17 protein-coding genes and 1 pseudogene are annotated in these 20,366 nt (G+C 62.1%); 13 read left to right on the top strand and 5 right to left on the bottom strand.

The genetic code is table 11. The features are described from left to right. Positions 1 to 82: 82 nt before the first annotated feature. From F1C10_RS00300 to F1C10_RS00290, 3 genes are read left to right on the top strand one after another with little or no spacing between them, the layout of a single operon-like run. Positions 83 to 2,797: a site-specific DNA-methyltransferase gene (locus tag F1C10_RS00300; protein WP_185207771.1), complete on the top strand. Its 2,715-nt coding sequence runs from the start codon at positions 83 to 85 to the stop codon at positions 2,795 to 2,797. Next, on the top strand, positions 2,797 to 5,943 hold the full coding sequence (locus tag F1C10_RS00295; RefSeq protein WP_185207769.1) for a BPTD_3080 family restriction endonuclease: 3,147 nt from the start codon (positions 2,797 to 2,799) through the stop codon (positions 5,941 to 5,943). The genes F1C10_RS00300 and F1C10_RS00295 overlap by 1 nt, the downstream gene beginning before the upstream one ends. A gap of 24 nt (positions 5,944 to 5,967) precedes the next feature. Next, positions 5,968 to 7,158: a DUF3644 domain-containing protein gene (locus F1C10_RS00290; protein ID WP_258042982.1), complete on the top strand. Its 1,191-nt coding sequence runs from the start codon at positions 5,968 to 5,970 to the stop codon at positions 7,156 to 7,158. Between the two features lie 20 nt (positions 7,159 to 7,178). On the opposite strand, the gene F1C10_RS00285 is transcribed toward F1C10_RS00290, so the two are convergent. Further along, the gene (locus F1C10_RS00285; RefSeq protein ID WP_185207765.1) at positions 7,179 to 7,445 is read right to left on the bottom strand and encodes a DUF6626 family protein; all 267 of its coding nucleotides are present in this window, start codon (positions 7,443 to 7,445) and stop codon (positions 7,179 to 7,181) included. 126 nt (positions 7,446 to 7,571) lie between these two features. Here F1C10_RS00285 and F1C10_RS00280 point away from each other — a divergent pair, with 126 nt between their 5' ends. From F1C10_RS00280 to F1C10_RS00270, 3 genes are all read left to right on the top strand, one after another. Then, entirely contained in the window at positions 7,572 to 8,054 is a 483-nt protein-coding gene (locus tag F1C10_RS00280; RefSeq protein ID WP_185207748.1) for a hypothetical protein, read from the top strand. A 242-nt stretch (positions 8,055 to 8,296) separates the two neighbouring features. Next, positions 8,297 to 8,851, top strand: a complete 555-nt coding sequence (locus F1C10_RS00275) for a hypothetical protein (RefSeq protein ID WP_258042981.1) — start codon at positions 8,297 to 8,299, stop codon at positions 8,849 to 8,851. Beyond that, positions 8,851 to 9,189 (top strand): DUF3768 domain-containing protein, encoded by a 339-nt coding sequence (locus F1C10_RS00270; RefSeq protein WP_185207747.1) that lies wholly within the window; start codon positions 8,851 to 8,853, stop codon positions 9,187 to 9,189. The genes F1C10_RS00275 and F1C10_RS00270 overlap by 1 nt, the downstream gene beginning before the upstream one ends. A gap of 548 nt (positions 9,190 to 9,737) precedes the next feature. On the opposite strand, the gene F1C10_RS00265 is transcribed toward F1C10_RS00270, so the two are convergent. Further along, positions 9,738 to 11,597 carry a recombinase family protein gene (locus F1C10_RS00265; protein ID WP_185207745.1) on the bottom strand — a complete coding sequence of 620 codons (1,860 nt, stop codon included), beginning with the start codon at positions 11,595 to 11,597 and terminating at the stop codon, positions 9,738 to 9,740. 59 nt (positions 11,598 to 11,656) lie between these two features. Here F1C10_RS00265 and F1C10_RS00260 point away from each other — a divergent pair. Next, positions 11,657 to 11,881 (top strand): annotated as a pseudogene (locus F1C10_RS00260) (vgr related protein); the annotation flags it as partial. Positions 11,882 to 11,943: 62 nt separating this feature from the next. Further along, the gene (locus F1C10_RS00255) at positions 11,944 to 12,408 is read left to right on the top strand and encodes a hypothetical protein (protein WP_185207743.1); all 465 of its coding nucleotides are present in this window, start codon (positions 11,944 to 11,946) and stop codon (positions 12,406 to 12,408) included. Positions 12,409 to 12,473: 65 nt separating this feature from the next. Here the strand turns inward: F1C10_RS00255 and gorA are convergent, their stop codons facing one another. Beyond that, positions 12,474 to 13,826, bottom strand: coding sequence for a glutathione-disulfide reductase (gene gorA / locus F1C10_RS00250; RefSeq protein ID WP_185207742.1), 1,353 nt, complete (start codon positions 13,824 to 13,826; stop codon positions 12,474 to 12,476). 101 nt (positions 13,827 to 13,927) lie between these two features. Continuing rightward, positions 13,928 to 15,421 (bottom strand): glucose-6-phosphate isomerase, encoded by a 1,494-nt coding sequence (gene pgi, locus F1C10_RS00245; RefSeq protein ID WP_185207740.1) that lies wholly within the window; start codon positions 15,419 to 15,421, stop codon positions 13,928 to 13,930. 175 nt (positions 15,422 to 15,596) lie between these two features. Here pgi and lepB point away from each other — a divergent pair, with 175 nt between their 5' ends. From lepB to era, 3 genes are read left to right on the top strand one after another with little or no spacing between them, the layout of a single operon-like run. After that, positions 15,597 to 16,475 carry a signal peptidase I gene (gene lepB, locus F1C10_RS00240; protein WP_185207738.1) on the top strand — a complete coding sequence of 293 codons (879 nt, stop codon included), beginning with the start codon at positions 15,597 to 15,599 and terminating at the stop codon, positions 16,473 to 16,475. Then, entirely contained in the window at positions 16,468 to 17,199 is a 732-nt protein-coding gene (gene rnc / locus F1C10_RS00235; RefSeq protein WP_374939357.1) for a ribonuclease III, read from the top strand. Before lepB ends, rnc begins: the two co-directional genes overlap by 8 nt. 43 nt (positions 17,200 to 17,242) lie before the next feature. Next, positions 17,243 to 18,133 (top strand): GTPase Era, encoded by an 891-nt coding sequence (gene era, locus F1C10_RS00230; RefSeq protein WP_185207736.1) that lies wholly within the window; start codon positions 17,243 to 17,245, stop codon positions 18,131 to 18,133. A gap of 19 nt (positions 18,134 to 18,152) precedes the next feature. Here era and F1C10_RS00225 read toward each other — a convergent pair whose 3' ends face one another. Beyond that, positions 18,153 to 18,854, bottom strand: coding sequence for an NAD-dependent deacylase (locus tag F1C10_RS00225; RefSeq protein WP_185207734.1), 702 nt, complete (start codon positions 18,852 to 18,854; stop codon positions 18,153 to 18,155). 110 nt (positions 18,855 to 18,964) lie between these two features. Between F1C10_RS00225 and dapB the strand changes: the two genes are divergently transcribed. Both dapB and nth read left to right on the top strand, forming a co-directional pair. Continuing rightward, positions 18,965 to 19,693, top strand: coding sequence for a 4-hydroxy-tetrahydrodipicolinate reductase (gene dapB / locus F1C10_RS00220; RefSeq protein ID WP_185207732.1), 729 nt, complete (start codon positions 18,965 to 18,967; stop codon positions 19,691 to 19,693). Between the two features lie 10 nt (positions 19,694 to 19,703). Then, positions 19,704 to 20,363 (top strand): endonuclease III, encoded by a 660-nt coding sequence (nth, locus tag F1C10_RS00215; protein WP_185207730.1) that lies wholly within the window; start codon positions 19,704 to 19,706, stop codon positions 20,361 to 20,363. Positions 20,364 to 20,366: the final 3 nt, after the last annotated feature.

Genomic DNA, 20,366 nt, shown 5'->3' with positions numbered 1-20,366 from the left:
ATCTCCGTCAGTTTCGCTACCTTCATCTTATCTTGCTCGCTAGACTGACAGCCGAACATGAATCGAACGCAGTAGGGAACATATGGCGACCGACAAGGGGAAGACGGCATCGATCTACAAGCACGAGAAAGAAGCCGTTCAGCGCCCAGACGTCGGATTGGAAGCGCAGTTTTCGAACAAGAAGGCTCCGAAAACTTATCGCTATGATTCCAGCCTGGCGCCGGAATTGGCATGGGATGAGAATGGTGAGCGTGCTTTTGCGGAATGGTTGCTAACGCTGATCGCCGACGCCGCCGACAAGGGCGAGCCCGCTGTGTTCGCTCAACCTCAGATATGGCAGGGAACGGAAGAGCGTTTCACGTCCCTTTCGCAATGCGCGGCAAGACTTCGCAGCCTCACCAAGCCCTTCTTGAATTGGGCGGGTAAGGCCGAGCGACAGCAGATCACCGTGCCGACGCTGCCTCTTTTCGTCCATGAGCGCCATTCCACCCAAGCCATTCTCGATACCCTGCGATCCCACAAGGCGACCGGCACCAATCTGGATCTGTTCGGCGATACGGGCTTGGACCTCGCCGACAAACTAGATGCCTATGAGCATAAGGGGCCGTGGACCAACCGCCTTGTCCTTGGGGATTCGTTGCAGGTGATGAACTCGCTGCTCGAATATGAGGGCATGGGCAATCAAGTGCAGATGATCTATTTCGACCCGCCCTACGGCGTGAAATACGGATCAAATTTTCAACCTTTCGTCCGAAAAAACAGTGTCAAGCATGGTGCGGACGACGAAATGATCCGCGAACCTGAAATGGTCAAAGCCTATCGTGATACATGGGAGTTAGGGCTTCACTCCTATCTGACTTATCTTCGCGACCGATTGACACTAGCTCGAGAATTGTTGGCATCGACCGGATCAATATTTGTTCAAATATCAGACGATAACCTGCATCATGTTCGCGAAGTAGCGGCAGAGGTTTTTGGGGAAGCAAATTTCTGCGGACTTATCGCGTTCAGGACTACCGGTGGACAAAGTTCATCGTTGCTTTCGACTTCAACAGATTTCCTGATCTGGTATGCTAAGGACAAGGGGCTTGCTCGATTTGAGAACCCCACAACGCCCAAAACGGGCGGCGGCGGTTCCGGGCAGTATGTGTTTGTCGAGCCGAGCGATTTTTCTATTGAGCCTCGGCGCATGACAAAAGAGGAATTGGACGGCAGCGAACCAATCCCCGAGGGTTGGCGCATTCTTTCGCATGACACGCTATATTCGCAAGGTTCGCCTTCTGACCCAACTGATGAAATCTTCGCGTGGCGGGGACGGGATTTTCGCTGCCCGTCAAACACGCATTGGAAGCCTGGCGTTAAATCGGGCGGGATGCAGCGACTTGCAGATGCGAACCGGCTCATGCTGATCGGCAATACCCTACGGTATAAGCGGTATGTCGATGATTTTCCGGTCTATCAGATCGACAATGTCTGGAATGATACGGCCCGCAGCGGATTCGCTCGGAAGAAGGAGTATGTTGTCGAGACAAGTGAGAAGGTCGTGCAACGGTGTATGTTGATGACCAGTGGTCCTGGAGATCTTGTGCTTGATATTACATGCGGTTCAGGGACCACCGCGACTGTTGGTGAACAATGGGGGCGGCGCTGGATCACCGTCGATACATCACGCGTGCCAATTGCACTCGCACGGCAACGACTTCTGACCAGCACCTACCCTTGGTATAAGCTCAAAGAGCCTTCCAAGGGGCCTGCCGGTGGATTCATTTACGAGCGCAAGAAGAACCGAAAAGGGGAAGAAGTTGGTGGGCTAATCCCGCGGGTGACCCTGAGTTCCATCGTGAACAACGAGGAACCGGAGGTGGTAACGCTTTCTGACCGCCCTGAAGTAAGTGATAAGATCACCCGAGTATGCGGCCCCTTCACGGTCGAAGCCACCATTCAGGCGGCTATGAACATGGAAGAAGATTCTACCACGCCCTCGTCGCCGCCAACGGCCAGCAGTCCGCGCGCCTACCTTGATCGCATGATCGAAGTCCTGCGCCAGAGCAAGAAGCTCAACTTGCCGGGCAATATTACGCTGGAGTTGGAAACCGTTAGCCCACTTGCCGACCGCGAATATCTCCATGCCGAAGGTGTTGCGCGCAATGGCACTGAGAAGCGCATTGCCATCGTATTTGGTCCGGAAGATGGCGCTATTGGTTCCGAATACGTGTTCAACGCTCATACCGAGGCGTTGCAGCAGGGCTATAGTCAACTTTTCCTCTTTGGCTTTGCGATCGACGCCAAGGCACGGGAGATGCTGGCGAAGCTGAAACTCTCCACCACCTACGTCGCAGTAACGCCGGACGTGGTGATGTCCGATTTGCTCAAAACCAGCAAGTCGAGCGAGATTTTCTCAATCACTGGCCTGCCGGACGTGCGGCTTGAGGAGGCTGGAAAGGAGAAGGACGGAACCCCGCTCCACCGTGTCGTCATCAAGGGGCTAGACATATTCCGCCCTGACACGATGGAAACTGACGAGGTGAAGGCGGAAAACCTGCCATGCTGGATGCTCGACACCAACTATAACGGCATGGCGTTTTTTGCCTCGCAGGTGTTCTTTCCTAAAACCAGCGCATGGGACAACTTGCAGAAATCGCTCAAGGGTCAGTTTGCCGATAGTGTGTGGGAACACCTCGCCGGCACCGCGAGCGAGCCTTTCGCTTTGGGTGATAAGAAGCGCATCGCGGTCAAAGCCATTGACGAGCGGGGCAACGAATTGATGGTGGTGAAGTCCGCCGACGGAGGCAAATGATGCCGACTCCGCAGCCGGCAGCCGCCCTTCCGGTCGTCGAAGTTGATTCGCCGATCATCAATTCGCCATTTGTTGAACCGACGTGTCATTGGCTCATCGAGCGAGGCAAGCCGCCGGTAAAAGCCGATGGTCGGCGCAGGGCCGGCTATTTCTACCGCGTCCCTGAACATGCCGGCCGAGGCCGTCGCACTCGCGCGCAAGCGGAAATGTTCGAGGATGCGCGCGGCGAAGCTGTCGAGCTTGAGATAGTCAACCTTGTTCGTGATCGCGTGAAAGAGTGGCGCAATGGCGCACGCTCTGGCGGCATTGCTTATGATGGCGCCTCGTCGGTCACCAAGGAGCTACTCGATCTGTGGCGCAGCGAAGAGCGAATGCAGCGGCTCTTTTTCGCGCAGATCGAAGCTGCCGAGACAGTCATATTCCTCGTTGAAGCCGCAGACATCTACCGAAAAGGTATTCCCGAGATACCGAAGGACGAGCCGGGCCTGACCGCGAAGGCGGATGGTCTGCGAGCGTTCCTTCGCTATGCCTGCAAGATGGCGACCGGGTCAGGCAAGACCACGGTTATGGGGATGCTCGCCTCATGGTCGATCCTCAATCGGGTCGCGACTCCTCGAGATGATCGATTTTCCGATACGATCCTGATCGTCTGCCCGAACGTAACCATCCGCGAGCGGCTACAGGAACTCGATCCGGCATTAGGCGACCTCAGTCTCTATCGGACCCGTCAACTTGTGCCGCCCCATCGCATGGAGGAGTTACGGCGCGGTGAAGTGATGATCGCAAATTGGCATCGCTTGGCGAAAAAGGAGACGAACACCGTCAATGGCGACTCTGCCAAGGTCGTGAAGGCTGGCGAGCCCGTCGAGGTCGTGAAAAATGCCGGCAAAGCCAACGAGACTGTCGAAACCAAATACTTTGAGTCCGATGCCGCATGGTTCAAGCGCATCCGACGGGAGCTTGGCAGTGGCAAAGGCCGCAGCCCCCATTGGTTGATTTTCAACGACGAAGCACACCACGCATATCGGCGCGGCGACATTGAGGAGAGCGAAGAGCAGACGCTCGACGAGGATAAGGATCTCGCGAAGAAAAACGCACGCGAAGCCACGATCTGGATCGAGGGACTCGATCGCATTCACAAGCTGGCGGGCGGGAGCCGCCGGCGCGGAATCAACCTGTGTGTCGATCTGTCTGCGACCCCGTTTTACATTCAGGGTTCGGGCAACGAGGTCGGCAAGCCATTTCCGTGGGTAGTGTCCGATTTCAGCCTGCTAGACGCGATTGAATCCGGGCTTGTGAAAATCCCGCAATTGCCTTCGCGCGACGTGGCTGGTGGCGAAGAAGCGGCCTACTTCAACATCTGGCGATGGGTGCAGGCCAAGGCGAAGGAGGATGGCTTCGGCACGACTATCACGCCTCAGATCGTGATGAACTACGCCAGCGCGCCCATCAATTTGCTCGCCACAGAATGGCATCAGCGCTTCGTAGAATGGGAGCAGTTCGCCAAGGCGCAGCATAAGCACCCCGTCCCGCCGGTTTTCATTGTTGTATGCCGAGACACGGCCGTCGCTCGCGAAGTCCATACGTGGCTAGCGACCGGCGAAGGCGGGTATGGCGAAGCCCCGGCATGGTTTCGCAACGCACCGGGCCAAGAAGTCACGGTTCGGGTCGACTCAAAGGTGATTGAGGACATTGAAGAGGGGGGGACGAAAGAAGAGACTCGCCGCCTCCGCTTCATCCTCGACACCGTTGGCAAGGCCGAGTGGCCGGGCGGAAAGGTGCCTGACGAATGGTCGGAACTGGTTCGGAAGCACAACGACAAGGTTGCGAGCGAAGACAACGACGGCTCGTTTAAATGGATTGACGAGCGCATTCCGCCAGGTCGCGATGTGCGCTGTATTGTATCGGTCGCCATGCTCGCCGAAGGCTGGGACGCCAATACGGTTACGCATATCGTCGGGCTTCGCCCATTCGGGTCACAGCTTCTGTGCGAGCAGGTCGTCGGCCGCGCTCTTCGTCGCAAAAGCTATGCACTCAACGAAGATACGCAGATGTTTGCGGAGGAAACCGCGAAAGTTTTCGGCGTGCCATTCGAGCTTATCCCGTTCAAGGTTACACCGGCAGGTCCGACTCCGCCGCAGGCAGACCCAAATCATATATTTTCGGTGCCAGAGCGAGCCGAATTCGAGATCACCTTCCCGATAGTCACCGGGTATCATCAGTCCGGACAATTCGACGTATTTGTCGATTGGGCGCAGGTGTCGAAAGTTACTATCGACCCGATGAAAATCCCGCAGGTCGTGGAGTTGACCCCGCTAACCACCCCTGACGGCGCTTTGGCAGCATACGGCCCCGGCGAAAAGCCAGTTCTTTCGTTGAACGACTGGCGGGGACTTTTCCGCGAACAACAGGTTGCGTTTCGGCTCGCGAAAGAGATTTGCTCGCGCTGGGCGGCAGACAACGGTGCCGCCGCCGTCCCAATGCACGTTCTGTTTCCCAAGGTAGCGTTCGCTGCCAAACGCTTCCTTGCCGAAAAATTGGATCGCAAGGGGGATAGCCAGCCTTGCGACGTGTTGCTTGTCGGCGAGTATATGCAAGCTGCTGTTGGCGCTTTGCTCGACGCAATTAAGAAAGGCGCATCAGCGTCAGACGCGGAAGTTGCAGTAATCCCGCAAGGCGCGGCTGGAACCGGCAGCACCCTCTATGTCGATTTCCATACGACAAAGCCGATCTATCCAGTGACGCGTTGCCACCTAAACGCGATGGTCGCTGACACAAAGAAATGGGAGCAAAGCGCGGCGTTCTTGCTCGACAGTCATCCGGGTGTTGCCCGTTGGGTGAAAAACGACCGGCTCGGCTTTTTCATTCCCTATCGTAATCGGGGTGTTCCCGCACGATACATTCCAGATTTCATTGTCGTAAGCGACAGTGGGGTAAACGTAATCGTCGAAATCAAGGGACAGGTCACTGACAGCGCAGACGCGAAAGCGAAGGCCGCCCTGCGCTGGGTCGCGGGCGTGAATCGCCTCGGCACTTATGGGCAGTGGGCTTACCTATTCGTGACCGATCCGGGTCGCGTTGCAGAAGAAGTGAATGCCTTCACCATCGCGAAAAGCGGTGATCGGCCGTTCACATTGTCGGGATAAGTCGGCCGGAGGGGGACGTATATGGTGGCGCGAAACAAGCAGGGGGCTTTGACGGACGACGAAAAGTCCATCGTCAAAGCACTCCTCGCGAAAGGTTGGCGCAACCAAGACATTCAGGCTCTTGTGAATGTGGGGCGCGAGGCCACCATCAACAGCGCCCGGATCACGGAAGCTAAAAACAACAACGCAGTGTCTGCCGCTAGCGACGAAGAGGTCGAATTCTTTCAAATTCGGAAGAGATCATTTGACCATAAAACTGGATTGAATCTCTACGATAATGAGCGGCTTATTAGATCACGCGAGGCGATGATATTGGCCGTCGAGGTGTTTAATAGCCCGTCGCTACGATTCAAGTCAGAAGTATTTACAATGCTGGCGAACGTCGCTTGGACCTATCTTCTTCATGAATACTATGAAAGAAAGAAAGTAAAAATCACCGGCAGTGACGGCAGGACTCTTTTATTGAGCCAGATGATTGCTCGACAGGATTGCCCGCTAGCAAAGGGCGTCAAGGACAATCTCCGTGCCGTCAAGATTCTGCGTGATGATGTGGAACACAAGATTCTCGGTCGCGCGGATGTTAAATGGCTTGGTATATTTCAAGCTTGCTGCCTGAATTTCGATAAGGCGCTTTGCGAACTATTCGGTGCAAATTTAACATTATCCCATGACCTATCGTTCGCGATCCAATTTGCTAAAATGAACATTGAGCAGCTATCAACCCTGAATCGATATGAAATTCCGGCACATATTGACGCCGTCGATGCGCGGCTGACGGAAGGGATGACAGATGCTCAGATCGCTGATCTAGATTATCAATTTCGCGTTGTTTATACGCTAGATGCGGTGACTAAATCGAGGTCGCACTTCCAGTTTGTCCAGCCAGACTCTGCCGAAGGGAAAGATATTCGCAATGTTCTGGTCCAGCACAGACTGGCCGACCATTTATATCCACACAAGCCTGGAAACGTCGTCTCTCTTGTAAACGAGAAAACCCAGAAGGGTTTTACCTTACGGAACCATACTCAAGCTTGGCGGAAGTTCAGCGTGCGTCCTACTAACGGTGCTGCACAACCTGAAAACACGAAGCGAGATTATTGCGTATACCATGCCGCACACAGGGATTATACTTATTCAGATCAGTGGGTTGAGCATTTGGTTGCTGAAGTGAGCGATGGGCAAAAGTTTGCCGAGCTGAAGTCATTCAAAATATAAGATCGTATGGTTCGCGACGTTCAACGGCACCGCATCAGTGCCCGCGACATTACACGTTTCGCGAGTTGGCCGGCGGGGCTTTCGTTCAAATCATCGCCCGTCTCGTGGGCGATATCACTTAAATGCGTCGCGAGCTTGATAAGAGATTGCAGGCTTGGCGCAGCACCGGCGCAGCGTAGGTAATCATAGTAGCGGGCGGAATGTCCAAGATATTGCACCGAAAAAGCGGCATGTGTCTTCACGCGGCCGGCAGATTTTAGGAATAGGTAGATCTCATCAAGTATCATAGGCACAGCCTCCGTCGCTAGCGTCCGAGTATTTATCGGCTGCCATCCTGGACTACGGGCCGACGATCGGCAGATGATAAATAAAAATACGCGGCGGCTAACGTCGTCGACTGCAAGGAGAACAAGATGGCACAAGCCACACCAGCGCCCTTGACGCGGGCGGAAAAATACCGAGCGGAATGTGTCCGCTGGATGACCGATTTCAACCCCGATCTGTTTGTCACCTTTGCCTTCAATCGCTGGATCAGCATGGACGAGGCGCAGCGCACTTTCGAGGCGTTTCACGCGCACCTCGACCACAAGCTTTTGGGACGTTCTTACAATCGCCGTCCTGATGAACGCACGGCCTATATTGCGACCATCGAGAAGCCCGATACGAACATTCACGTCCACGCGCTGTTTCGCATGACGCAGGAACAGAAAGCGCGTTTTACGGAGATTGCTCCCGGCATCTGGAAGAAGCTGGTTGAAGCGGGCAATCTCGACATCCAGCCGGTCCACCATTCCGAAGGCGCGGCTCGCTATGTCACCAAGGCGCTGCGACCTGAGACTAGCGACCGCCTGCTCACCCCGCCGCACAAGGAGAAGAAACTCAACATCGCTGCCTGATGGGGGGACCGTCGCAACGTCGAGGTCCAAGGCTTGATGAGGCCACCCTGTCCGAGCGGGTTCCGGTAACGGACCCGCAGTGATCAATATCACCAGATGATATGGAAGTTCATACGGAAAAGAAGACGATAAAGAAGAGTGATATACGAGAGCCAAGACTGGCAGCGACATAAGGAAACGACAAACATCCGCCACCATCCCTCACCGCACTGAAAACCGTGGTCATGGTGGCGGAATTATTTTTGGCTGAATTTCTGGGCATTAACGCCAATCTTCGGTCGCTCTCACGAATAGCGACATTACGGCTCGGCCTGTCCGAAACCAGACAGGAGCCCGATATGTCGATCCTCAAATCCCTGAAGCTGGCCGCAGCCGCCCCGGCCAACCCCGCTACCTCCGAACAGGGCTTCCGTGCGAAGCTGCTAGGCTATCTGGCCGAGCAGAAGGCGTTGGCGGAGGCCGAAATCGCCGGCACGCCGTTCAGCTCGACCCGGCGTGTGACCCGCACCAACGATGCGGGCGAGAAGGTGCGCGTCGATGCGCCGCGCCATGTGCGGAAGGGCTGGTTCACCGATGCCGGCGGCAAGCTGTTCTTCCAACTGCGCTATGGTGCAAAGCCGCTGGAATTTGCGAAGGGCATGAACGCGGTGGAGGTCCAGAACCTTGCCGAAGTGCCGGCGATCATCTGCTCGATCATCGAAGCTATCAATGCCGGCGAACTCGACCCGCAGCTCACGGCCGCGATCGCGGAGCGCAAGGCGAACTTCAAGCCGAAGGCGAAGAAGGCAGCGGCCTGATGCGTGGAGAAACGAGGCGGGCGACCATCGCCCGCCTCAATGACCATTTCCGGTTCACCGGCGATGACGGGTGGACCTATCTATCGCGCAAAGTCGCGGTCATGCCGATCACGGCCAAGGAAGCCGTCATCCGCGCAGTCCGCATTTTCGATGCCTTCACGCCAGATAATGACCCGCATGGCGAGCATGACTGCGCGGTCCTGACCGTGGCCGGCGAGCGGATCATGTGGAAGATCGACTATTACCCTCGTGATCGGGCGCGTTCCAATGACCCCGATCCGATCGACCCCGCCACCACGCTGCGCGTTATGACCATTATGCTTGCGGAGGAATATTGATGCGGCGGTATGACGCCAGCGATATAACCGAGAACCACTATCGCGCGTTACGCTTGCTGATCCGGCTCAGGCTGGCAGAGGCGCATATCGTGGTCCGTAGCACTCGTCCCTGGCCACCGCCCGTCCTTTACTCGTCACGGCAACCAGACGCCGATATCTGCGGCGATCCGATCAATTAGCCCCGTTACGGGCTAAAGATCAGCGCCGAAAGCATGTCGCCGCTTCCGACGAGGCGACCGGCCCTATCCCGCGTTTCGTGTTTGGACGGGCTATACCAACCGACCAACAATCCGGTGCGGTCGCGCCCTTCGACCCTATCGATCCGATATTCACGCCAGCCGACCAATCGACCTGCGCGGTCTCGTAAATCCTGTCGCATACTGCCTCCCTCTGTTGAGGCCGTTCGATCAAACGTCAGGTGGGCAAAAGGTCAAATCCGATCCCACGGAGCGGAGGGATCAATGAGCCCCTGTGAGGGACCTCACGCCTCGCGGGGCACATGGGGCTATGCTTCGGGGCGTTTGACCCTGCGCGACCCCTCACAGGGACTAAGCGGCCCGGTGCTGGCGCCCACGCTTTAATGCAGCGTCCAGATGCTCCGAGGCCGCGCGCTTCTCGGAGGCTGCGGCATCGGCTTCCTCATAGGAAGCCGATGCGCGCACGGGGCGGTTGAGCAGGGCGTCGCGCAGCGTTTCGGCATTGGTGGTGACGGTGGTGCCATCGCGCAACGTGTAGGATACGCCGCCAGCGGCGATCTCGTTCAGGAAATTGAACGTGCCGACGATCGTGCCGGCATTATCAAATTTGATGCCGGCGGCGTTGCCGGCCATGAGCAGTGTCAGCGTGCGGGTTGGCACGCCGCCGATCATTTCCGCTGGATCGCACCACACGGCGTCCACGATGCTTCTGATCGCCTCGCGCACTTTCAACCGCGCGTCACGCATCGCTTCTGGGTCGCTGGTGTCAAAAATGGCCTCCCGCACTTCCAGCACGCGCTGAAGATGGACGTTCGGAGCGAGATGCCCGCGCGCGGCTTGCAGGTCACGAGCCACATCCTTGCGATCGGCTTCTAGTGTCCGCTGTTCATGCTTCACGGTGCGGAGCACATCGTCAAACTCGTCGCGATCGTCCTCATCGAACTGCGCCATCTTCCGAACCAGACGCTTTGCTTCAGCCTTCTTGTTGTCGATTGCGCGTTCGATCTCGGCGAGGCGGATCGCCAGCGGGCCGGAGAGATCGTCGCGCTGGAAGAACGCGCCATCGAGGACGAGATGGAGCATCGCGTCCAGTGCGGCCTTCTCGAACACGCGATAGTTGAAGAACTCTCGATGCTCGCAGCCGGTATGCCGGGCGGCGCTGTCGCACTGAAGATAGCGATACCGGGCATCCACCTCCTTGCGACCGCGCATGGTCATCAACCCGCCGCAGCCACGACATCTCGCCAGCGTTGAAAAGAGATTGCGCGCATAGGGGGCGTGTCGGCCTGAACGGGTCTGCCATCGCTTTGACGCGCTCTCCCGCGCTCGGGCCACCAGATCGGCATCGACCGCGCGGGGAAAAACATTCTCGATGCGCTCGCCGGTCTTCTTCCGCTTACCGCTCTCACTGATGTGAGCCGGGTGATATTCGCCGTCGATTGCCGGGTGCTTCAGCAGAATGCCGACATAGCTCCACCCCCAACCTTTGTGGCTGGTGGTCGCGCGCGGCGTGCCCCAACTCGGGATGCCGCTCTCGTTCAGACGCTTGGCGATGCCCCAATAGCCGATCCCGTCTGCCGCCCACTCGTATATCTGCTTCAGGACGGCGACACGCTCGGGGATCAGCTCATATCGGCGATTGTCCTGATCCTTATCGATCCGCTCTCCGACAACCCTGATCCACGCCGGCGGCTTCGCGGAGAGAACCTTTCCTTGCCGGGTAAGCTGTTGCTTGCGCCGCCATGCGTCGGCGACAAGCTCGCTCTTCTTCTCGCTTTCCTTGTGGCTGACGGTCGCGTGCATCACGATTTCCATGATGCCCATGAGCGCCATCGGCCCCTTCAGGTAGGCATCATCGAAAATCCGATCGCCATCGACCGTGGCAATCCGCATACCGCGATCACACAAATCCTCCATCCATCGCTGGGTAACGCGCGGCTCCAAACGGCTGAGCCGATCGAGCTTGTGAACGACGAGGATGGTGCCAGCGGGAATATCGCCGGCTTCAACGCGCTTGCGCCATTTGCCGAGATTGCCGACGCTCAGGTGATGGCCCTTCCATGCGGACTGGCCCAAATCTTCTATGATTTCCGTGACGGTCCAGCCTTTGCGCCGGCAAAACGCCTGGCACTCTTCAAGCTGACGCTCCTTGGAGAAGCCCTTTTCCTGCCGCTTGGTCGAGAACCGAATATAGATGGTGGCGTTCGACAAGCGTATCTCCGGGAGCCTGCGCCGGTTTTCCGCTTTGTGTGTTACTTTTAGCTAAACGGTGCCACATCTGGCAGCATCAGCGCGGCATCTTCCTGCCGCTCGCCCGCCACCCCTTCTGCCGCTACCATTACAGCTTCGTGCCGGGCCGCCCGCTTGCGCGCTATGGCATCGAACAGCAGGCGGAGATCGTCCGCCACGCCTTTCTGCTGCGCGCCGGGGCGCGCGTGATCGGCGCGCCCGAACTCGCCCGCTACGAGAGCGTCCTGCCCTTCGGCACACGCTGAGCGGAACGGATCGCCACGCGGCGGCTTTCCCCTGGCTAGCGGGCGATCGAGGAGAGCGGATCATGAACAGGCGCAACGCGGCGATCGCCGGCGGGATCGTGGCGGGAATCGTGACGACGGCGGCGATGTGGGCAGGGCGGCGCAGCGGCGTGCTCGGCAAGACGCTCGATCGCGACGCGGTCGACTGGATCGACCGCACCACCGGTTCGCGCGAAGCGATCGGCGACACCGGGACGAGCGCGGTCGAATTCGTCAACCACCTCGGCGCGTCGGCTGCCTTCGGTGGCCTCTACGCCCAGCTGCGCGAATGGGCGCCCGACGTGCCCCCGGCGGCGCTCGGCGTCGCCTTCGGCACCGCGCTCTACGCGGTCAACATCGCCGGCATCGCGCCGCTGCTCGGGATCACCGAGGGGGAGGTGGAGGCCGGCCCACGCAAGGCGTCCGAACGCTGGGCGATCCACGTCCTGCAATCGGTCGTCACCGCGCTCGTCGCCGAACGGTTGACGACCGAGCCGGACGCCGCCTGACGGGGCGCGCCCCGCCCACCGCCGGAACCGGGGCGGGGTGACGCCCCCGCCCGCGTCGACGCGCGCTACTTGAGCAGCACCAGCTCCTCGGCCATCGTCGGATGCAACGCCACCGTCTGGTCGAACTGCGCCTTGGTCAGCCCGGCTTTCACGCACACCGCCGCCGTCTGGATGATCTCGGGGCAATCGGGCCCGATCATGTGGATGCCAACGACACGGTCGGTCTCCGCGTCGCACACCATCTTGTACAGCGAGCGTTCGTCGCGGCCGGCGAGCACGTTCTTCATCGGCCGGAAATCGGACGAGTAGATCCGCACCGACCCCAGCTTCTGCCGCGCCTCGCTCTCCGTCATGCCGACGCCGGCGATCGGCGGGTGGCTGAAGCAGGCAGCAGGCACGCAATCATAATCGACGCTCGCGCCGCCCTTGCCGAACATGTTGTCGGCGAACGCCTGCCCCTCGCGGATCGCCACCGGGGTCAGCTGAATACGGTTGGTGACGTCGCCTAGCGCCGAGATCGACGCGCAGCTGGTGCGGAAATCGTCGTCGATCGGAATCGCGCCCTTTTCGTCCACCGTGATCCCGACGCGCTCGAGCCCGAGCCCCTCGGTGTTGGGCAGTCGGCCGGTGGCATAGAGGACGCAGTCGACAACCACCGGTTCGTCCTGCCCGATCATGTGCACTTCGAGACAGCCGTTGTCCTGCTTCACGATCTTCTCGAACGTCGAATCGAAGCGGAAATCCAGCCCCTTCATCATGCTGATCTGGAGCAGTCGGTCGCGGATCTGTAGGTCGTAGCCGCGCAGGATGTCCTTCGTCCGGTTCATGACGATGACGTGCGCGCCGAGCTGATGGAAGATGCCCGCGAATTCGTTCGCGATATAGCCCGCACCAGCGATCAGCACGCGCTTCGGAATCGCGTCGAGATGAAAGACTTCGTTCGACGTGATGCCGTGCTCGCAGCCCGGGAAATCGGGCACGTGCGGGCGTGCGCCCGTCGCGACGAGGATGTGGCCCGCGGTCTTGGTGGTGCCGTCCGCCAGCGTCACCTCGTTCGGGCCGGTGATCGTCGCGCGCTGATGAATGATTTCGGCGCCGTTCGACTCGAGTGTCGTCGTGTACGCCTGGTTGATCCGGTCGACCTCGCTCAGCACGTTCTCCTGCAGGCACTTCCAGTCGAACGCGAGATCGTCGGGCACGCGCCAGCCGAAGCGCTGCGCGTCCTTCAGATCCTCCGCAAAGTGCGCGCCGTAGACGAGCAGCTTCTTTGGCACGCAGCCGCGAATGACGCAGGTGCCGCCGACGCGATATTCCTCCGCCACCGCGACGCGTGCGCCATGCGCGCCCGCGACGCGCGAGGCCCGCGTGCCGCCCGATCCCGCACCGATCGTGAAAAGGTCGTAATCGAAATCGGGCATCGCTTCACTCCGGTGGCATCGTGCGCGCGCATCAAGCTCGCGCCAGCCGCAGATATGGCCTCGCGCGGCAAGGCGAAAGGATCAACCGCGCCCCGTCGCCGTCAGCCAAGGCCTGCACGGGCGATCAGGTCGGTGGTCGAAGGATCGAAGTCGCCGCCGCCCTTCGCCGCCGCCTTGGCCATTTCCTTGCCCAATTCGACCCCGAACTGGTCGAACGAATTGATCCCAAGCAGCACGCCATTCACGAACACGCGATGCTCGTAGAAGGCGATCAGCGCGCCGAGCGTGCGCGCGTCGAGCACGTCAAGCAGGATCGTCGACGACGGCCGGTCGCCCGGATAGGCGCGCGCAGGATCGTCTGGGTTCGCCTTGCCCTTCATCAGCGCGGCGCCTTGCGCGAACGCGTTGAGCAGCAGTTGGCGGTGATGCTCCTCAGGCAGCGTGTCGCCCGCCTCGATCACCGCGAGAAACTCGACCGGCACCAGATGCGTGCCCTGATGGAGTAGCTGGAACACCGCGTGCTGCGCGTCGGTCCCCACCCCGCCCCAAGTGATCGCCGCGGTCGGCCGCCCGACCGGCTCGCCGTCGACCGTCACACCCTTGCCGTTCGATTCCATCTCGAGCTGCTGAAGATAGCTCGGCAGCAGCCGCAGCCGCTCGTCATAGGCAAAGGGCGCGCGCGTCTCGGCACCGCGCACCTGCGTGTAGTAGAGGTCGGCGAAGGCGGCGAGTGCGGGCGCATTCTCGTGCAGCGCCGACAGGCGGAAATGGCGGTCCATCTCCGCCGCGCCTTCCAGCAGCTCGGCGAACTGATCCCAGCCGAGCTTGATCGCCGCAGGAAAGCCGATCGACGACCACAAGGAATAGCGTCCGCCCACGCCTTCCGCGAACGGCAGCACGCGCGTCTCGTCGACGCCCCATTCGACCGCCTTCTCGGGCGCCGCGGTCAGCGCGATGACGCGGCCGTACGGGTCGTCGACATTGTGCTCCTGCATCCAGGCGATGACGCTCTCGGCGTTCATCATCGTCTCGGTGGTGGTGAACGTCTTGGACGCGACGAGCAGCAGCGTCGCACCGGGATCGAACCGCTCGAACACGTCCTCCAGCGCCATCCCGTCGACGTTGGAGACGATCGCCACCTCGTAACGATCGCTGTCGCGCCCGAGCGCGTCGACCAAGAGGTGCGGCCCGAGCGCCGATCCGCCGATGCCGACCTGCAGGATATAGCGTACAGGCCCGAACGCCTCTGCCTCAATCGCATCGACCATCACGCGCATCCGGGCGTGATAGTCGGCCGATCGCCGCACGCTCTCCGCCTTGCCCTCGCCGCGCTCGGCGGTGTGCTCGACGGGGCGGTCCTCCGTCACGTTGACGTGCTGGCCGCCGAACATCGCCTCGCGCTTGCCCGCAAGGTCCTGCGCCTTCGCCAGCGCCTCGAACGCGGCGAGCGCGTCGGACGTCAGGTGCGTCTTGGACCAGTCGAAGTGGATCCCCGCGACGTCGAGCGACAGCTTCGCAAGCCGATCGGGGTCATCGGCAAACAGGCGTTCCAGCGTCGTCCGGGGCAATGCTTCGATCGTCGACCAATCGGCCATGCTGCAATCTCCATTCGAGCGTCGCGCCGCCGCGCACGCGCGCGTTCGGCAGCGTCAAGACACAAAGCGTGACCTGCGGCAAGCACACGCCGCGGCCGGGTGAAGCGCGAACGGAAACCGGGTTCGAACGTTCCCCAGCTTGACGCGCCGCAGCGCTTGCGCGACGCCGCGGTTCATGGCCGAAGTCGATACCGCCGCCCCCGCCCCAGTCTCGCCGCAGGCGCGTGCCACGCCGCCGACGAAGAAGCGGTCGGAGCTTTCCGAAACGCTGCGCTTCCTGCTGAAGCTCGCGCTGGTCGTCTGGCTGTTCCGCAGCTTCGTCTTCGCGCCCTTCTCGATCCCGTCGGAATCGATGCTGCCCCGGCTGCTGATCGGCGACTATCTGTTCATCTCGAAGTGGAATTACGGCTATTCGCGCTGGTCGATGCCGTTCGGGCAGCCCGCGGTGCCCGGTCGGCTGTTCGGCAGCGTGCCGACGCGCGGCGACACGGTGGTCTTCCGTTCCAAGGGCGCCGACGATCACGACGTCATCAAGCGCGTCATCGGTCTGCCCGGCGATACGATCCAGATGCGGCGCGGGCAGCTGATCCTCAACGGCCAGGCGATCCCCAAGCAGCGCATCGCCGATTTCAGCGTGCCGCTGTCACCCAACTTCACCACGCGCGAATGCGACGCCGAATTCGTCCAGCCGACCCCCGGCGGCGCCGATTGCCGCATCCCGCGCTATCGCGAGACACTACCCGGCGGGCGCAGCTACGAGGTGCTCGACCAGCGCTACATCCCCGATGCCGACGATACCGCGGTCTATACCGTGCCCGCGGGCAACGTTTTCCTGATGGGCGATAATCGCGACGATTCGGCCGACAGCCGCTTCCCCTCCGCGGAGGAGGCGCTGCCCGGCCAGCCGCAGGGCATGGGGTTCATCCCGCTCGAGCGCGTGCAGGGCAAGGCGGTGATCATCTTCTGGTCGACCGACGGCTCGGCGAACTGGCTGCTGCCGTGGACGTGGTTCACCGCCGCCCGCTGGGACCGGCTGGGGCGCGGCTTTGACTGACCGCGCGGGCGCCGCGCAGGCGCTCGATCTGGCCGTCTGGGTCGAGCAGACATTCGATCACCAGCCGCGCGACCTCGCCGACTGGGAACGCGCGCTGACGCACGCCAGCCGCGCTGCGCCCGATTACGAGCGGCTCGAGTTTCTCGGGGATCGCGTGCTCGGGCTCTGCATGGCCGAATGGCTGTTCGAGACGTTTCCGAACGAACCCGAGGGCGCGCTGTCGAAGCGGTTCAATACGCTGGTGACGGGCGCCGTCTGCGCCGAGATCACGCGCGAGATCGGCGCGACCGCGCACCTGCGGCTCGGCAAGCAGGCGCGGGACGACGGGGCGGGCGACAGCGACAATATCCTCGGCGACGTGCTCGAGGCGCTGCTCGGCGTCCTGTATCGCGAGGCTGGGCTCGACGCGGCCCGCCTGATTGTCCACCGCCTGTGGGCCGATCGCATCCACGCCGAAGCCGCGGTGCCGCAGCATCCCAAGTCGGCGCTGCAGGAATGGGCCGCCGCCAACCAACGCAAGCCGCCGGTGTACGAGATCATCGAACGCGCCGGCCCCGGCCATGCGCCGCGCTTCACCGTCCGCGCAAGCATCCCCAAGCTCGCCGAGACGACCGCGACGGGCGGCAGCAAGCAGGAAGCCGAGACCGCCGCGGCGACTGCGCTACTCAACGAAGTCAGCGTCGCCCCGCCGAAGAAGCGGCGCGCGTCCTCGACGACGGGTTGATTGCGTGACGCCCGGCACCCCCCTACCTTCCGAAGGAACCCCGATGACCCGCTGCGGCCTCGTCGCCGTGCTTGGCGCCCCCAACGCCGGCAAGTCCACCCTCGTCAACGCGCTCGTCGGCCAGAAGGTCGCGATCGTCAGCCCCAAGGCGCAGACGACGCGCACCCGCCTGCTCGGCGTCGCGATGGAGGGCGAGGCGCAGCTGCTGCTGGTCGATACGCCGGGAATCTTCGATCCCAAACGCCGCTTCGATCGCGCGATGGTCGCCGCCGCCTGGGGCGGGACGGAGGGCGCCGACGTGCTCGCGCTGGTGGTCGACGCCAAGGGCGGGCTCGGCCCCAAGGTGACCGACATCGCCGAGCGGATCGCCGACCGCCCCGAACGCAAGTTCCTCGTCCTCAACAAGGTCGACCTCGCCGACAAGCCCAAGCTGCTCGTCCATGCCGAGAAGCTCAACGCGCTGGTCGCGTTCGAGCACACGTTCTTCATCAGCGCCGCGACCGGCGACGGCCTGCCCGAGCTGAAGCGGACGCTCGCCGCCGCGATGCCGGAGGGGCCGTGGCACTTCCCCGAGGATCAGGTGTCCGACGCGAGCGAGCGCACGCTCGCCGCGGAAGTGACACGCGAGCAGCTCTACCTCCAGCTCCACGCCGAGCTTCCCTATGCCGCAGCGGTCGAGACCGAGAAGTTCGTCGACCGGCCCGACGGCGCGGCGGAGATCCACCAGCAGATCCTCGTCGAACGCCCGACGCAGCGCGCGATCGTGCTCGGCAAGGGCGGCGCGCGGATCAAGGAGATCGGCGCCCGCGCTCGCGCCGAGCTGACGACGTTGCTCGACCGCCCGGTGCATCTCTACCTCCACGTCAAGGTGAAGCCCGGCTGGGACGAGGACCGCGGCGTCTATCGCGACCTGGGGCTCGACTGGGTCGAATAATTGCGGGGTACTGGCGCGGTCAGGCCGCGAGCATCTCGTCGATCCAGGCCGGCACCAGCGTCGTCGCCGCGCCGCGCCGGCTCTCGTCGAACCATCCGCTGCCGCCCGACGGCTCGAGATTGAGCTCGAGCGTCGCGGCGCCATAATGGTTGGCGAGCTGCACGAAGCCGGCGGCAGGATAGACCGCGCCCGACGTGCCGATCGAGACGAACAGGTCGCACGCGGCCAGCGCGCGCTCGATCCGCTCCATTTGGTACGGCATCTCGCCGAAGAAGACGATGTCGGGCCGCAGCGCCGCCGCCCCGCACGCCGCGCACGCCGTTCCCGGCGGCAGTGCCAGCGGCGACGGTGCACGCGCGCCGCAGGCGGCACACAGCGCCGACATCAGTTCGCCGTGCATGTGCAGCAGGCGGCACGCGCCGGCGCGCTCGTGCAGGTCGTCGACGTTCTGCGTCACGATCAGCAGCTCGCCCGGCCATGCCGCATCGAGCCGCGCCAGCGCCGTGTGCGCCGCATTGGGCGCGACGTCGCGAAGCGCCGCGCGGCGCAGATCGTAGAAGCGGTGCACCAGCGCCGGATCCGCCGCCAACGCCTCAGGCGTGCACACGTCCTCTACCCGGTGCCCCTCCCACAGCCCGCCCGGTCCGCGGAACGTGGCAAGGCCGCTTTCCGCCGAAATGCCGGCGCCGGTCAGAACGACGATATTGCCTGGGTTCATCATGACGCAGGCATAAGCGATCGCGCGTCGGCAGGCGACCGCGGGAAATCGCAGCCCCTCGACGCACCCGGACGCGCCGGGTAACGGGGCGCGAACGAGCGGGAAGGACGCACATGGCCGCGATCGGCATCTACGGCAGCGCGGGGCGGATGGGTCGCGCCATCGCCACCATCGCGCACGACGACGGGGTCGCGATCGCCGGCGGTGCCGATGCGTCGGATGACGCGGTGGCGCTGGCGCACGCGGCGGACGTGCTGGTCGATTTCTCGACGCCGGCCGCGCTCGAGGCGCATCTCGCCGCCGCGACCGGCGCGCGCACGCCGATCGTCGTCGGCACCACCGGGCTCAATTCGACGCACCATGCGCTGCTCGATCGCGCGGCGGAGACGATCGCGGTGCTGCAGACGGGCAATACCTCGCTCGGCGTCACGCTCCTCGCCAATCTGGTGCGTGAGGCGGCAGCGCGGCTCGGGCCTGAGTGGGACATCGAGATCGCCGAGATGCACCACCGCCACAAGGTCGATGCGCCGTCGGGCACCGCGCTGCTGCTCGGCGATGCGGCGGCGAAGGGCCGCGGCACGACACTGGGCGAGGAGCGGGTCGACAGCCGCGCCGGTCTGGTCGGCGCCCGTACCGAGGGCACGATCGGTTTCGCGTCGCTGCGCGGCGGATCGGTGATCGGCGATCACATGGTGGTCTTCGCCGGCGAGGGCGAGCGGATCGAGCTCGGCCATCGCGGCGAGGATCGCACGATCTTCGCGCGCGGCGCGATCAAGGCTGCGCTGTGGCTCGCGGACAAGCCGGCCGGCCGCTACGGGATGAGTGAGGTGCTCGGCTTTTGAGGCAGCAGCCGTGAAGAAGGCGGACGTTTTCGAATTCTTCCGTCGCCTCGCCGAAGCGAACCCGCATCCCGAGACCGAGCTTGAATCGGGCAACACCTATCAGCTGCTCGTCGCGGTCGTCCTGTCGGCTCAGGCGACCGATGCTGGCGTCAACAAGGCGACACGGCGCCTGTTCGATATCGTCCGCACGCCGGCCGAGATGCTGGCGCTCGGCGAGGACGGGCTGAAGCAGCACATCAAGACGATCGGGCTGTTCAACGCCAAGGCGAAGAACGTCATCGCGCTGAGCCAGGCGCTCGTCGATCGCCACGGCGGCGAGGTGCCGGCGGATCGCGATGCGCTTGAGCAACTCGCCGGCGTCGGGCGCAAGACCGCCAACGTCGTGATGAACACCGCGTTCGGCGCAGAGACGTTCGCCGTCGACACGCACATCTTCCGCGTCGGCAACCGTACCGGGCTGGCCAAGGGGAAGACCCCGCTGGCGGTCGAACTGAAGCTGGAGAAGGCGGTGCCGCAACCGTTCCGCCTCCACGCGCACCACTGGCTGATCCTGCACGGGCGCTACGTGTGCAAGGCACGGCGCCCCGAATGCTGGCGCTGCGCGGTCGCCGATCTGTGCGCGTTCAGACCCAAGGCCCCTGCGCCGAAGGGCGCGACGCCCGCAGCGTAGGGC

Source organism: Sphingomonas sp. NBWT7 (genome assembly GCF_014217605.1).
GTDB lineage: Bacteria > Pseudomonadota > Alphaproteobacteria > Sphingomonadales > Sphingomonadaceae > Sphingomonas.
The sequence above is the reverse complement of the archived record's forward strand: the minus strand, read 5'-3'. Positions and strand labels throughout refer to the sequence as shown.